The organism is Bradyrhizobium sp. CCBAU 53415 (genome assembly GCF_028128735.1).
Classification (GTDB): Bacteria; Pseudomonadota; Alphaproteobacteria; order Rhizobiales; family Xanthobacteraceae; genus Bradyrhizobium.
In genome coordinates, this window is the sequence record NZ_LBJF01000026.1 from 742,190 (window position 1) to 755,426 (window position 13,237).

The 13,237-nt window shown below is 65.8% G+C and carries 15 protein-coding genes, 1 tRNA gene and 1 pseudogene; 9 read left to right on the forward strand and 8 right to left on the reverse strand.

The genetic code is table 11. From position 1 onward, the window contains the following. Positions 1–55: 55 nt before the first annotated feature. Positions 56–697 (reverse strand): HD domain-containing protein, encoded by a 642-nt coding sequence (locus XH87_RS27645; RefSeq protein ID WP_271589654.1) that lies wholly within the window; start codon positions 695–697, stop codon positions 56–58. Positions 698–802: 105 nt separating this feature from the next. On the opposite strand from XH87_RS27645, the gene XH87_RS27650 reads away from it, so the two are divergent. After that, positions 803–1,786 carry a GlxA family transcriptional regulator gene (locus tag XH87_RS27650; protein WP_271589655.1) on the forward strand — a complete coding sequence of 328 codons (984 nt, stop codon included), beginning with the start codon at positions 803–805 and terminating at the stop codon, positions 1,784–1,786. A gap of 23 nt (positions 1,787–1,809) precedes the next feature. Here XH87_RS27650 and XH87_RS27655 read toward each other — a convergent pair. After that, positions 1,810–1,886, reverse strand: a tRNA-Arg gene (locus tag XH87_RS27655). 141 nt (positions 1,887–2,027) lie between these two features. On the opposite strand from XH87_RS27655, the gene XH87_RS27660 reads away from it, so the two are divergent. Both XH87_RS27660 and XH87_RS27665 read left to right on the forward strand, forming a co-directional pair. Continuing rightward, a complete protein-coding gene (locus XH87_RS27660) occupies positions 2,028–2,381 on the forward strand; it encodes a VOC family protein (protein ID WP_271589656.1) in 354 nt (117 codons plus the stop codon). A gap of 125 nt (positions 2,382–2,506) precedes the next feature. Next, on the forward strand, positions 2,507–2,800 hold the full coding sequence (locus XH87_RS27665; protein ID WP_271589657.1) for a GYD domain-containing protein: 294 nt from the start codon (positions 2,507–2,509) through the stop codon (positions 2,798–2,800). A 211-nt stretch (positions 2,801–3,011) separates the two neighbouring features. Here XH87_RS27665 and XH87_RS36650 read toward each other — a convergent pair. From XH87_RS36650 to XH87_RS27680, 3 genes and pseudogenes are all read right to left on the reverse strand, one after another. After that, positions 3,012–3,360 (reverse strand): annotated as a pseudogene (locus XH87_RS36650) (cupin domain-containing protein). 27 nt (positions 3,361–3,387) lie between these two features. Further along, complete coding sequence (locus XH87_RS27675) at positions 3,388–4,026, reverse strand: RraA family protein (RefSeq protein ID WP_271589659.1); 639 nt, start codon at positions 4,024–4,026, stop codon at positions 3,388–3,390. Between the two features lie 21 nt (positions 4,027–4,047). Next, positions 4,048–5,562, reverse strand: coding sequence for an AMP-binding protein (locus tag XH87_RS27680; protein WP_271589660.1), 1,515 nt, complete (start codon positions 5,560–5,562; stop codon positions 4,048–4,050). A gap of 231 nt (positions 5,563–5,793) precedes the next feature. On the opposite strand from XH87_RS27680, the gene XH87_RS27685 reads away from it, so the two are divergent. Continuing rightward, a complete protein-coding gene (locus XH87_RS27685; RefSeq protein ID WP_271589661.1) occupies positions 5,794–6,417 on the forward strand; it encodes a hypothetical protein in 624 nt (207 codons plus the stop codon). Between the two features lie 102 nt (positions 6,418–6,519). Here XH87_RS27685 and XH87_RS27690 read toward each other — a convergent pair whose 3' ends face one another. Together XH87_RS27690 and XH87_RS27695 are read right to left on the reverse strand one after the other, a co-directional pair. Continuing rightward, complete coding sequence (locus tag XH87_RS27690; RefSeq protein WP_271589662.1) at positions 6,520–6,735, reverse strand: hypothetical protein; 216 nt, start codon at positions 6,733–6,735, stop codon at positions 6,520–6,522. 18 nt (positions 6,736–6,753) lie between these two features. Continuing rightward, positions 6,754–7,761 carry a 2-dehydropantoate 2-reductase gene (locus XH87_RS27695; protein ID WP_271589663.1) on the reverse strand — a complete coding sequence of 336 codons (1,008 nt, stop codon included), beginning with the start codon at positions 7,759–7,761 and terminating at the stop codon, positions 6,754–6,756. 159 nt (positions 7,762–7,920) lie between these two features. On the opposite strand from XH87_RS27695, the gene XH87_RS27700 reads away from it, so the two are divergent. Together XH87_RS27700 and XH87_RS27705 are read left to right on the forward strand one after the other, a co-directional pair. Then, positions 7,921–8,481 carry a YidB family protein gene (locus XH87_RS27700; RefSeq protein WP_035708274.1) on the forward strand — a complete coding sequence of 187 codons (561 nt, stop codon included), beginning with the start codon at positions 7,921–7,923 and terminating at the stop codon, positions 8,479–8,481. Between the two features lie 90 nt (positions 8,482–8,571). Then, positions 8,572–8,844, forward strand: coding sequence for a GlsB/YeaQ/YmgE family stress response membrane protein (locus XH87_RS27705; RefSeq protein WP_007599301.1), 273 nt, complete (start codon positions 8,572–8,574; stop codon positions 8,842–8,844). Between the two features lie 154 nt (positions 8,845–8,998). Here XH87_RS27705 and XH87_RS27710 read toward each other — a convergent pair whose 3' ends face one another. Further along, complete coding sequence (locus XH87_RS27710) at positions 8,999–9,784, reverse strand: SDR family NAD(P)-dependent oxidoreductase (protein WP_271589664.1); 786 nt, start codon at positions 9,782–9,784, stop codon at positions 8,999–9,001. 247 nt (positions 9,785–10,031) lie between these two features. On the opposite strand from XH87_RS27710, the gene XH87_RS27715 reads away from it, so the two are divergent. The 3 genes from XH87_RS27715 to XH87_RS27725 all read left to right on the forward strand — a co-directional run bounded on the left by XH87_RS27715 (position 10,032) and on the right by XH87_RS27725 (position 13,153). After that, positions 10,032–11,096, forward strand: coding sequence for an acyl-CoA dehydrogenase family protein (locus tag XH87_RS27715; RefSeq protein WP_271589665.1), 1,065 nt, complete (start codon positions 10,032–10,034; stop codon positions 11,094–11,096). 18 nt (positions 11,097–11,114) lie between these two features. Further along, the gene (locus XH87_RS27720; protein WP_035675223.1) at positions 11,115–12,275 is read left to right on the forward strand and encodes an acyl-CoA dehydrogenase family protein; all 1,161 of its coding nucleotides are present in this window, start codon (positions 11,115–11,117) and stop codon (positions 12,273–12,275) included. A gap of 65 nt (positions 12,276–12,340) precedes the next feature. Beyond that, positions 12,341–13,153, forward strand: a complete 813-nt coding sequence (locus XH87_RS27725; RefSeq protein WP_271589666.1) for an enoyl-CoA hydratase/isomerase family protein — start codon at positions 12,341–12,343, stop codon at positions 13,151–13,153. The last annotated feature ends 84 nt before the right edge of the window (positions 13,154–13,237 follow it).

Here is a 13,237-nt window from a genome sequence, read left to right on the forward strand (position 1 = left end):
ATCGGTGATTTGGAGAAAGAGGCGGTAGGGCCGCGCGGCGGCGCCGAACGCCGGCTCAGCCGTGCCAATGCGAGCCGCGGATGACGCTGCAGAAATTGCCGCGATGGAAATGCGGCTCCTTGTCGGCGATGACGTCGGCCTTGACGTTGCCGAAGGTGGTGTCCGGCCTGTGCTTGATGCCGTCGTAGAACGCCTGGATGATGTCTTCCTTGAAGTGCGGCGTTCGCGGAAACGCCTCCACCACCGCCTCGCGTTCCTCGTCGGGATAATCCTCGTAGGTGAGGCCGAGAACGTCCATCTCGACGCCGGCGGTCACCAGAGCGACAACGGGATGCATGTGCTGCGGCACGCCCGGCGTCGTGTGCAACGCGATCGCGGTCCAGACCGTGTAGGCGTCGGCTTCGGAGATGCCATGGCTGCGCAGGAAGTCACGAGCGGCGTGCGCGCCGTCCACCTCGAACCGCTCGTGCTTGCTGCCATGGCCCGGCATCAGGCCGATGTCGTGGAACATCGCGCCGGCATAAAGCAGCTCGCGGTCGAATTTCAGCCGGCGGCGAATGCCGGCCAGCGCGCCGAAATGATAGACGCGGCTGGAATGGTTGAAGAGCAGGTCGGTCTCGGTGTCACGGATGTAGTCGGTGACGGCGCGCGCCAGCTTGCTGTCGGGAATGGCGGCGGCTTTGACAATCTGTGGCATGGGGGTCTCCTGAAAATCTCTGGTCGCCTGCAAGCTAGATCCGGGCTATTCTGTCTTCAATTGACGTAATACGTCTAAAGCGGACAAATACCGACCGAGGCGGACATGAGCGGGAAGCCGAAACCGAGGACAGTCGTGATCGTGGCTTTGCCCGGAGTGCAGCTTCTCGACGTGGCGGGACCGCTCGACGTCTTCGCCGAGGCCAACATGCAGGCCGGCCACCTGGCCTATGTGCTTTTGGTGGCTGGAGCGGAACCCGGCCCGATTCGCAGCTCTTCAGGCGTGCGACTGATGCCCGACCGGATCGTCGATCGCGGCTTCCAGGAGAGCGTCGACACATTGCTGATCGCGGGATGCCCGCACGCCGGCGACGCGCCGGCTGACGGCATCGTGACCGATTGGCTCCGCCGGCGGGCGACCAGGACCCGGCGCTTCGGATCGGTTTGCAGCGGCGCCTTCTTCCTTGCCGCGGCGGGACTCCTCGACGGCAGACGAGTCACGACACACTGGGCGGTCGCCGACCGGCTTGCCGAGAAATACCCGTCAGTCACCGTCGACAAGGACGCGATCTACGTCACCGACGGCAAGCTTCGCACGGCTGCTGGCGTCACTGCGGGGCTCGATCTCGCGCTCGCTCTCGTCGAGGAGGATCTCGGGCGCGAGACGGCGATGAAGGTTGCGAGCCAGCTGGTGATGTTCTTCAAGCGCCCGGGCGGACAAATGCAATTCAGCCGCAAGGGAGAGACCGTCCCCGCCGGCCGGGCCGCACTGCAGGAACTGCAGCGCTGGGTCGCCGCCAATCCTGGACTGGACCACAGCGTCGCGAGCCTCGCGGCACGCATGGACATCAGCCCGCGTCACTTTGCGCGGCTATTCCGGGCCGAAGTCGGAACCACCCCCGCGACCTGGGTCGAGGAGGCCCGCGTCAACGCAGCGCGACGCCTGCTGGAGCTTGGAAACGAAGCGCCCAAGCAGGTGGCCCTGCATTGCGGCTTTGCCGACGCGGACACGTTGCGCCGCGCATTCGCCCGCCATGTTGGCGTGACACCCGCCGAATATCGCAAGCGCTTTGCGCGGATCGCGGCCTGATACGCGATACCAGAGGAAGAGAGTGGCGATCCCGGCATGACTCGAACATGCGACCTACGGTTTAGGAAACCGCCGCTCTATCCGGCTGAGCTACGGGACCGCGGAACCCGCGGGGCGGGCTCGGCCCCCTCATAGCAGAGCAGGATGCGGTTCGCCAGCCGCAAGGCGGGCCGGACCATCCTCAAGCTGAGCAAGGCGGCTGTACAATCGCGGCCCGATCCCTCCCGGCGGAGCAGTCCACATGATCGACAGCATCAGCGCCATCACGCTCGGCACCCATGACATGGCGCGCGCCGTGCACTTCTACCGCTCGCTCGGGGTCGAGCTGCTGTATGGCGGCGATGCCGCGGCATTCACGAGCTTTCGCGCCGGCAGCGGCTATCTCAACCTGACGGCGCAGCCGGACGACAGGCGCTGGTCCTGGTGGGGCCGCGTCATCTTCCATGTCGCCGACGTCGACGCGACCTATGAGCAGGCCCGTGCTGCGGGATGGCAGCCGTCGACCACGCCGCGCGATGCCGAATGGGGCGAGCGCTACTTCCATCTCACCGACCCGGACGGCCACGAGCTCAGCTTCGCGCGGCCGTTGTCCTGACCGAATAAGTCGCAGTCGCTGACGTTCCCCAACGTGCAAGTGGCGCTGTCTCAGCCGCTGTGGCAAGCTCGGCGTGGTTTCCTCGAGCGAGAATTGCATCTGGGCTCAAACCAGGGAGGACGACCATGGTGACCTATGTCGTGCTGGGAAATTTCACTGATCAAGGAGTCCGCAACGTCAAGGACTCGCCGAAGCGGGCGGAGGCCTTCAAGGAGATGGCCAAAACGTTCGGCGTGACCGTGAAGGAGATCGTCTGGACGCAGGGACGATATGACGTTGTGACGGTTCTCGAGGCTCCGGATGAGGCCGCCGCGATGTCGCTCGGCCTTAGTCTCGGCGCACTCGGAAACGTCCGCACCGAAACGCTGCGCGCGTTCTCGGCAGCGGATATGAAAAATATCGTCAGCAAGATGCTCTGACGCTCAAGGCTGCGCGAGCGCACTGAACTTGGCACTGGACTTGGGATGGTCTCCCGGGAAGAGGGTCTCACGCCCTGATATTGTTGTCCTTCACCACCTTGCCCCAATAGGCGACCTGCTTGTCGAAGAAGGCGGCCAGCAGCACCCGTCGTGTGATCGTCATGGTCCCCTCCCTTTTGATTTTGCTCTTTGTTTTTTGTTCTTGAGCGCTTCAGGTCGTGCCGAAACCCGACCCCGCTTTTTTGTATTCTGGCCGAGGCGGACTGAAGATGTCCAGCACGCGGGCGCCGTCGGGACCGGCGCGCATGGTGTGTGGCACGTTGCCGGGCGTGCGCCAGAAGTCGCCCTTCTTCACCGGGATTTCCTCGTCGCCCTGGACGCGGATCGCCGAGCCGTCGAGCAGCACGCCCCATTGCTCCTCGGGATGATGGTGCAGCGTGCCTTGCCGACAGCATCGCCTGCTCGCCGGAGAAGATGCGCGTGGTCACCCCAGCCGCCAGCTCGCGGAAGAGGCCGTCGCTGGCATCGTCGATGTTGTGGAATTCGTCCTTCTGGCTCACGCGATCCTCCCCTTCGTTCCTCTCCGATCAGGACTTGCCGTATGAGCCCTGATAGCGGCCCTCGCGGATCGCCTTCAGCGTCTCCTCCTCGCGCGCGACCTGGGCGCGGACGGCGTCCAGCAGCGCGGCGGCGCCGGCGGCGGGAAACGACACCACGCCGTCCTCGTCGCCGACCACGATGTCGCCGGGGGAGATCACGCTGCCGCCGACGGCAACGGGCACGTTGATCTCGCCGGGGCCGTTCTTGTAGGGGCCGCGATGGATCACCGCACGCGCATAGCAGGGAAAGTCGTCGGCCGCGAACGCCGCGACGTCGCGGATCGCGCCGTCGATGACATAGCCTTCGGCTCTGCGCCACTGCGCGATGTTCTTCATGATCTCGCCGACCAGCGCCCGCGTCTCGTCGCCGCCGCCGTCGACCACGATGACGTCGCCGGGGCCGACCAGTTCGAGCGCGCGATGGATGGCGAGATTGTCGCCGGGCCGGGTGCGCACGGTGAAAGCCGTCCCCACCAGCTTGCCGCCGCGATGATACGGCCTCAGCCCCACCGCGCCCGGCAACCGGGCGAGATTGTCCGAGATCACCGAGGTCGGCGCACCGCGGAAGCCCTCGATGATATCGGCCGGCGGCTTCGGCACGCTGTTCGCTGCGATCGTGATCGTCATGTCAGTCCTTCCGTACTAGTCCTACTCATGCGCCTGCGCCTTCGCCGGCCAAATCCGGAAGGCGCGCCCCTCCTTCATCCACGCCGCGCGCTCATCGCGCAACAGCGTGCGGCGGACTTTTCCGGAATCATCGCGCGGCGCGGTATCGACGATCTCGAAGCTTTCCGGATGCTTGTAGCGGCTGAGCCGGTCCTTCAAGAATTCCGCCATGCCGTCGGCGATGACCTGGCCGTCGGCATCGCCCTCCGGTTCGATGATGGCATGCACGCGCTGGCCCAATTCCGGATCGGGCAAGCCCACCACGACGCACGAACGCACGCCGAGGCAGGCGGAGACCGCAGCCTCCACCTCGGCCGGATAGATGTTGGCGCCGCCGCGCAAGACCATGTCGGCGAGGCGGTCGCCGAGATAGAGATAGCCTTCCGCATCCAGCCTGCCGATATCGCCGAGCGACTCCCAGCCATCAGCGCGGCGTTTCGGCTCGGCGCCGAGATAGTGATAGGTGGCGTCCTTGCCGTCGTTGTTGAGAAAGTAGATCTCGCCGGTCTCGCCCGGCGCGACGTCGTTGCCGTCCTCGCCGATGATGCGAAGCTTCGCCATGTCGCCGATCTTGCCGACCGAGCCCTTGTGCGTCAGCCATTCGGTGCCGGAGATGATGCAGGCGCCCTGCCGCTCGGTGCCGCCATAGAGTTCCCAGATCCGCTCGGGCCCGAGCCAGGCGATCCAGTTCTCCTTCAGCCAGGACGGCATCGGCGCAGCCATGTGGAAGACCGTCTGCAGGCTCGACACATCGTAGGCGTTGCGCACGTTCTCCGGCAGCGCCCAGATCCGGTGCATCATGGTCGGCACGAAATTGACCCATTGCACGCGCTCGCGTTCGATCTGGCGCAGCGTCTCCTCGGCATCGAACTTGGCAAGGCCTGTGAGCTTGCCGCCGGTGAACAGCGCATAGTGCGACACGATGAACGGCGCATTGTGGTAGAGCGGGCCGGGATTGAGCAGCGAGACTCCGAACGGGATGTTGAGCGGCGGCGCGGCCACCGTGTCGGTCACCGCCGGCTGGTGATCGAGGATCACCTTGGGACGGCCGGTCGAGCCGCCCGAGGTCATCGCTTTCCAGTAGCGCGCCACCGGAGCATCGAGCGGCTCGTCCGAGAAACCTTCCGGCCCGAAGTCCGCGGGCAGCCGGTTCGGCGCATTCCAGTCGGCCTCGCCGCCAACCACCAGCGCGGGCTTGAGGATGTCGAGCACGGCAGCGGCTTCGCCGCGCGGCAGCCGCCATGACAGCGAGGTCGGCGTCGCCCCGCACTTCCATACCGCAAAGGTGGTCTCGAAGAACGCGTTGCCGTTCGGCAAGCCGATCGCGACAAAATCGCCGGGCTTGACGCCCTTGGCTGCAAAGGCCCGCGCGCGCCGGTTGGCGCCGCGCTCGAGCTCGTCCCATGTCAGCGCGTCCTGCCCGTGACGGATAGCGATCGTGCCATGCGGTTTGCGTTCAGCGTACCAGCGCGGCACGTCGGACAGGGGCAGCAGCATCAGGCGTTTCCACTTCGTCTTCTTGGCGTCACCTCGGGAGTAAGGCGCTCGCAGCAAGAGTGTAACAGCCTGCGGGCGCGGCGCTGTGACTCTCGCGCCACGTCAAGCATAAAATGTCAGCATTACAGACATGAAATTCCCTGGTTCCATGGGTGACAAGGCAGCAATAAAGGGGCAAAAATCCGTTTCGACTCAGTCCGGGTTGAGTCTTGCAGGGATTGCTCTCGCAGAATGTCGGCCGTGTCTACATCGCGTCGTGCGGCGCAGCTTTTCGTTACCGCAGCAGGGTTTTTCCTGCTGACGCATGCGCATGCCGAGGCGCAATGGTGGAAGCGCGCGCCGGTTGATTTCGAGGAGTGCGCCGACGCCGCCGAGAAGGCCGCCACCAAGGCCGAGAAGACATCTGCGCTGGCCGATTGCAACGCCAAGTTTGCCGGCCGCCGCAAGCCGGGCGGCGGCTATTCCTATTACGACTTCCTCCAGGATCGCACCTTCGACATCGCCGGCCCCAATCCGACGCCCGAGGAGCAGAAGAAGATCGACGAAGCCTACACTGCCTACCTCGCCCAGCAGCGCCGCAGCAACGAAGCGGCCCAGGCCACTGCCCGCCAGCAGCGCGAGCAGCAGGAGCAACAGGTGCGGCAGTTTCAGCAGGTCGCGCTGCGAACCGAGGTCGAGCGCGTGCCTATCCCGGTCGGACGGCCGAAGGTCCAGCAGGCCGCAGGCCCGAGGCCGAAGGGCCCGCCCTGCACCAAGGGCTCGTTCTCCTGCGAATGGCCGCGGCTGTCGGAAAGCTTGAACGATCTGAAGAAGCTGTTCAACCCGACACCGAGCAAGCCCGCGAAGAAGGGCTGAGCTGCGCTGTTTCGTTCCGCTGTCGCCACCAACTCCGCTGTCGTCCCGGATCTGCGCGCGCTTAGGCCGCGCTTGTCCGGGACGACAGCGGAGTGTGGAGCGTCAGTTCGCGTGCTTCTTCTTGCGGTGCTTCGGTTTGACCGACGGCGTACTCGCAGGCTCCGTTACTGTCGGCGAACTCCCCAGCTGCGACCGGCTCTCCTGCAATCGCCTGTCATAGCCGGGCGAGTTCACGACCGTCGGCGGCCTCGCATAGGCCAGCGTCGAGGCGCCGCAGAGCGCGGCCAGCGCGAGCCCGACCATCAACCAACGCTTCATCGAATTCCTCCTTCACACTCACGCCGACCCGCGAATCTGCCGCGGCGTCAGACGCGGCGGACCGTTGCCGGCCGCCTCGGCTTCCTTGATCAGCGCAACAATGCGGCGCATCAGCGGCACGTCGACCTGGTTCTGCTCGGCGAGTGCGACGACCACGCCCTGGAGATAGTCGATCTCGGTCTTGCGGCCCTGCTTCAAATCCTGCCACATCGAGGAGCGCGCCTCGGGATCTATCTTCATCGTGCGTCCCAGGATGGCCTTGAAGATCGCATCCGGCAGCCGCAGCAAGGTCGGAGACCAGCTCATCGGGATCGGCGTTGACGAGACCGGAGCGATGCCGGCGGCCTTCAGCGCAGCCAGCCCTTCCGCCATCTGGTCGGCGAACAGCCTTCGCCAGTCGCGGTTTGCCAATTGCGCGGCGAGCGGCAAGTCCGACAACGCACTGAGCGCATTGTTCAGATTGATGATCAGCTTGCCCCATTGCACGCCGGTGATGTCACCGCTGGCGCGCACCGTCAGGCCGGCCACCGAGAGCGCGGCGGCCGTGTTCCCCGGATCCTCTCCCACATGGATGTCGCCGGAGGTCGAGCGGTGGAAACGGCCCTCGCCCATCGCGATCACGTTGAACGGCACCATGCCGGCGAGCACGCGGCGGCCGACGAGACGCTGGCGCAGCGCCGCGACATTGCCGATGCCGTTCTGGAGCGAGACGATGACGGCATCCTGCGGCGCATGCTGCGCGATCTGGTCCGCGACATCGGCGGTGTCGGCGCTCTTCACCGTGACCAGCACGATGCCGGCGCTGTGGAGGATCGCGGGGTCCTCCGATAGCGCGAGCTGACCCGCGCCAAGCCTCGTCTCGGAGCCGTCGAAATCGGTGAGCCGCAGGCCGAACCGTTCGATCTCGGTCTTCACCCGCGGCCGGACCAGGAGCGCAACGCGGCGGCCGGCAGCCGCCAGCATGCCGCCGACGAAACAGCCGATGGCGCCCGCGCCGGCGACTACGATCGGTCGATCCGTATCCACTGACCTCGCTCCCCGAATGACCAGCTTTCGATAGCAGAGGCCAAGGCCCCGCGGCTACGGCGCATCCGCCTTGTAACCGTCATGAGAGCCCCATATGTTCTCGCCCCGGGGGCAGTCAGCGGCGAGCACTCGCCGAACGAGACGCCAAAGGAGAGCACCATGGGTCTACTCGACGTCCTCAATGGCATGCAGAACGGACCGCGCGGCCCCTCTACGCCGAGCTCCGAGAAATCCTCCGGCGGCATGTCGCCGATGACCATGGCGCTGCTCGGCCTGCTCGCCTGGAAGGCGTTCAAGCATATGACCGCAAATCAGTCCGGCGCGGCACCGCAACCGGCGCCGGCGCCTCCGCCGGTGAATGCCGGCGCGGGCGGCGGGCTCGGCGACATTCTCAAGGGCGGCCTCGGCGGCCTGCTCGCCGGCGGCGCGGCCGGAACCGTGCTGAGCGGCGGGCTCGGCGATCTCCTCAACCAGCTCCAGCAGGGCGGCCAGGGCGACGCCGCGAATTCCTGGGTCGGCAAGGGCCAGAACAAGCCGATCGCGCCCGGCGATCTCGCCAGCGCACTCGGCGCCGATCAGATCGAAAGCCTGTCCGCCCAGAGCGGCCTGTCACGCGAGGAACTGCTCTCCGGCCTCAGCCAGTATCTGCCGCAGATGATCGACCATCTGACGCCGGACGGACGACTGCCGACCGAGAACGAGCTGTCGGGACGAATCTGAAGTTCTTGATCTGAGCATGGTCTCTTCGGAGAACCGCGGCACACTTCTCCGGATCATGCTCGAAGCGTTCTCGGGAAGGGGAGCACACTCATGAGCATGGGCGGCCTGTTGTGGATCATCGTCGTCGGCTTCGTCGCCGGCCTCATCGCGCGCTGGCTGGCGCCGGGACCGAATAATCCGAGCGGCTTCATCCTCACCACCATCCTCGGCATCGCCGGCGCATTTCTGGCGACCTTCATCGGCCAAGCCATCGGCCACTACAGTCCCGACCAGGGCGCCGGCTTCATCATGGCCACGGTCGGCGCGGTGGTGGTGCTGTTCATCTGGCACCGGCTGGTGGCGAGCGGCGTGATCAAGGGGTAGTGCCTCCTCGCGTTGAAGTCGGCACACTACCGCGTCGCCGTCATGCCCGGGCGTGACCCGGGCATCCATGTCTTTCTATCCGCGCGGCAACACGTGGATGGCCGGGTCAAGCCAGGTCAAGCCCGGCCATGACGTGGAGAGAGCACAGCACCAATCACGTAATCAGATGCATCCCCGCATCCATGCGCACGACCTCGCCGGTCATGTTGCTGGAGGCCGGCATCGCCAGGAAGCAGACGAGCTGCGCGATGTCTCCTGCGGTCGACGCGACCTTCAGCGGCACCTTCGCCACCACGCCGTCGCGCACCTGCTTGGCTCCGGCCTCGCCGCGGCCCTTGGTGAACCAGGGGGTGTCGATATAGCCGGGGCATACCGTGTTGACGCGGATCAGCGGCGCCAGCGCGCGGGACAGCGACAACGTCATGGTGTTGAGTGCGCCCTTGCTCGCGGCGTACGCAATCGACGAGCCGACACCGCTGATGCCGGCCACCGAGGACACGTTGACCACTGCGGAAGGCCGCCCGGAAGCCTTCGCGCCCGCCTCGAGCAGGCTGCGCGCCGCGCGCACCATCTGGAACGGGCCGATGGTGTTGACGCCGTAGACCCGCTGGAAATCCTCCGCCGACAATCCGTCGAGATCGGCGTGAGCCACATGCTTGGTGGTGCCGGCATTGTTGACGAGAATATCGAGCCTGCCCCAGGCGCTGGCGGCAGCCACGATCTTGCGGCAATCCTCATCTTTGGAAACGTCGCCCTGCGCGACCAGGACTTCGGCCGCACCGGCCTTGCGGCAGAGCTCGGCCGTGGCCTCGGCCTCCTTCTGGCTCGACGAATAGTTGATGACGAGCCGTGCCCCGCTCCGCGCGAGAATCTCCGCAGTCGCTGCGCCAAGACCGGAGGCGGACCCCGTCACGATTGCGTACAAACTGTCCTTTGCCATCCCGAATTCCTTCCCCTGTTCCGACGTTGATGTTCTCTTTAGCGAGTTTGCCGCGCCCTGCAAATCGAGCAAACTCCGCTAAGCGGAATTAGCCTCCTATTGTCCTTGCGCCCATGCCCGCGCCGCAGGTTGATCTGCGATCAACGCTTGTCAGGGCCATGGCTTTTTCCGATCATCCGGCGCAAGAAGAAGCTGCGCGCCGGCCCAGGGAGGCGGGACGCGCCAATGGCAAGACACGGGGAACGCTGTGGCGGAGAGTGACAATATCGTCGTCGAGACCGCGGAGAAAATCTTCGCCGATCTCGCCGACCCGCAAACCATCAACAACGACAGGAAGGGTTCGTGGCGAGCGCCGCTGTGGCAGGCGCTGAGCGAGGCGGGCCTGCCATTGTCATGGGTGCCCGACGACCTCGGCGGCTCCGGCGCTAGCCTTGCCGATGGCTTTGCGCTGCTGAACGCCGCCGGCCGTTTCGCGGTCGCGGTACCCCTGGCCGAGACCATGCTGGCGGGTTGGCTGCTAGCGCAGGCCAGGATCGCCTCGCCCGAAGGCGAGATGACCGTGCTGCCGGGATCGCCGAAGGACCGCGTCACCCTCGATGCCGACGGCGCTCTCTCCGGCCGCGCCCGCGGCGTGCCGTTCGCGAAGACAGCGAAGCATTTCGCGGTGCTTGCGCACGGCAAGGATGGCGTTTCCATCGCGCTGGTCGATGCGACCAAGGCGCGGATCGAGGCCGGGCTGAATGTCGGCTACGACCACAGTGACAACGTGACGCTCGACAAAGTTCAGCCCGTCACTCTCAAGCCCGCGCCGAAAGGTCTTGACCAGACCACGCTGATGCTGATGGGCGGCGTCGCGCGCAGCCTTCAGATCGCAGGTGCGCTGGAATCCATGCTCGACATCTCCGTGCGCTATTCCAACGAGCGCGTCGCCTTCGAGAAGAAGATCTCGAAATTCCAGGCGGTGCAGCACAATCTCGCGCGCCTTGCCGGCGAGTCCGCCGCGGCGCTTGCGGCGGCGACGTCTGCCGCCGATGCCATTGCGAACGCAAAGGCATTCGACGACGAGGTCTACCTCGAAGCCGCCTCCGCCAAGATCCGCTGCGCGGAAGCAGCCGAGAAAGGCGGCGGCATCGCCCATCAGGTCCACGGCGCGATCGGCTTCACCATGGAGCATATCCTGCACCGCTATTCGCTGCGGGCACTGGCCTGGCGCGACGATTTCGGCTCGGAAAGCCATTGGGCCGTCGAGCTCGGCAAGCTGGTCGCAAACCGCGGCGCCGACGAATTGTGGCCGCTCGTGGCGTCGCGCTGATCAGGAGACGAGACAACAATGACCGCTGCCCTCCGTTTCGATCCGATCCGCCTGCCGGAGAAATGCGAGCAATTGCGCAAGGAAGTACGCGCCTTCCTCGCCGAGGAAATCGCCGCCGGCACCTTCGATCCGCACAAGCCCAACCGCGAGGATACCGACGCGCCGGAATTTTCCCGCCGGGTCGGCGCCAAGGGTTGGCTGGGGATGACCTGGCCGAAGAAATATGGCGGCCAGGAACGCTCCTTCCTCGAACGCTACGTCGTGACCGAGGAGATGCGCGTCGCCAACGCGCCGACGCGGCGCTTCTTCGTCGCCGACCGCCAGAGCGGGCCGGTGCTTTTGAAATACGCGCCGGAGCACATCAAGATGGACATCCTGCCGCGCATATGCCGCGGCGAGATCTGCTTTGCCATCGGCATGAGCGAGCCGAACTCCGGCTCCGACCTGTTCGCGGCGAAGACGCGCGCGACCAGGACCGACGGCGGCTATCTCATCAACGGCACCAAGATCTGGACCTCGTCGGCGCATATCGCCGACTACATGATCGCAATCTTCCGGACCTCGCCGCCGACCAAGGAAAACCGCCGCCACGGCCTGACCCAGTTCCTGGTCAAGATGAAGCAGCCGGGCATCAAGGTGAACCCGATCGGCCAGATCACCGGCCAATACGAGTTCAACGAGGTCGTCTTCACCGACCACTTCATTCCCGACGATCACGTGCTCGGCGAGGTCGACGGCGCCTGGAAGCAGGCGACGAGCGAGCTCGCCTACGAGCGCTCGGGCCCCGAGCGCTTCCTCGAGACCTATTACGTGCTGACCGAGCTGGTGCGCGCAGTCGGCCCCAATCCGGACACGCGCAGCGCCGAGGGCATCGGACGCCTGGTGGCGCAGCTCCACACCATGCGGCGCATGTCGGTCTCGGTCGCCGGCATGCTCGAGGCCGGCAAGGAGCCGGTGGTCGAGGCCTCCATCGTCAAGGACATCGGCACCGTCTGGGAGCAGCAGCTGCCGCATCGCGTGCGCGATCTCGCCGCCTTCGTCGAGGAGACCGCGAGCAACCGCGAGACGCTGGAGCGGCAACTCGACTTCGCCATCAAGACCGCGCCGAAACTCACCATCCAGGGCGGCACCACCGAGGTGCTGCGCGGCATCATCGCCCGCGGACTTGGCTTGCGCTAGTCGCGCGGATCTGGCTTGCGCCAGCCCCGCGGACGGGGCTTGCGCCAATTCAAACGAGGACCACCATGAGCACCTACAAGGATATCGGCGTCGAGAAGGTCGGGCATGTCGGCACCATCGAGATCCGCCGCCCGCCGCTCAACTTCTTCGACATCTCGCTGATCAACCAGATCGCGGATGCGCTCGAAGAGTTCGACCGCGACATCGCGATCCGTGCGTCCGTGCTCTCCGCGCAGGGCAAGGCGTTCTGCGCCGGCGCCAATTTTGGAGATCCGGCGCGGCAGGCGCAGGAGGCGCGCGAGGCCGAGAAGAAAGGCGACCCCGCCGACAGTCTCGGCCCGATCAACCATCTCTACATCCAGGCCGTACGCATCTTCCGCGCCAAGAAGCCGATCGTCGCCGCCGTGCAGGGTGCCGCCATCGGCGGCGGGCTCGGGCTCGCGGTGTCGACCGATTTCCGCGTCACCTGCCCCGAGGCGCGCTTCTCCGCGAACTTCACCAAGCTCGGCTTCCATCCCGGCTTCGGCCTCACCGTGACGCTGCCCGAACTGATCGGCAAGAACAACGCAGAGCTGATGTTCTACACCAGCCGCCGCGTCACCGGCGAAGAGGCCTACAAATGGGGTCTCGCCAACGAGCTGGTGCCGCAGGACCAGGTGAAATCGGCCGCGATGAAGCTCGCCGGCGAGATCGCCGAATGCTCCCCGCTCGGCCTGCTCTCGACCCGCGCCACGATGCGCGCCGGCCTCGCCGACCGCGTGATGGCCGCGACCAATCACGAGCTCGCCGAGCAGACCAGGTTGCGGGCGACGGAAGATTTTAGGGAAGGCGTGAAGGCGACGGAAGAACGGCGGGCCGCGAACTTCAAGGGAAGGTGACGCGCCGTACCACACCAGCGCCGCCACAATTTCTCTGTCGTCCCTGCGAAAGCAGGGATCTCCATAACCACAGGGAGAGATTGC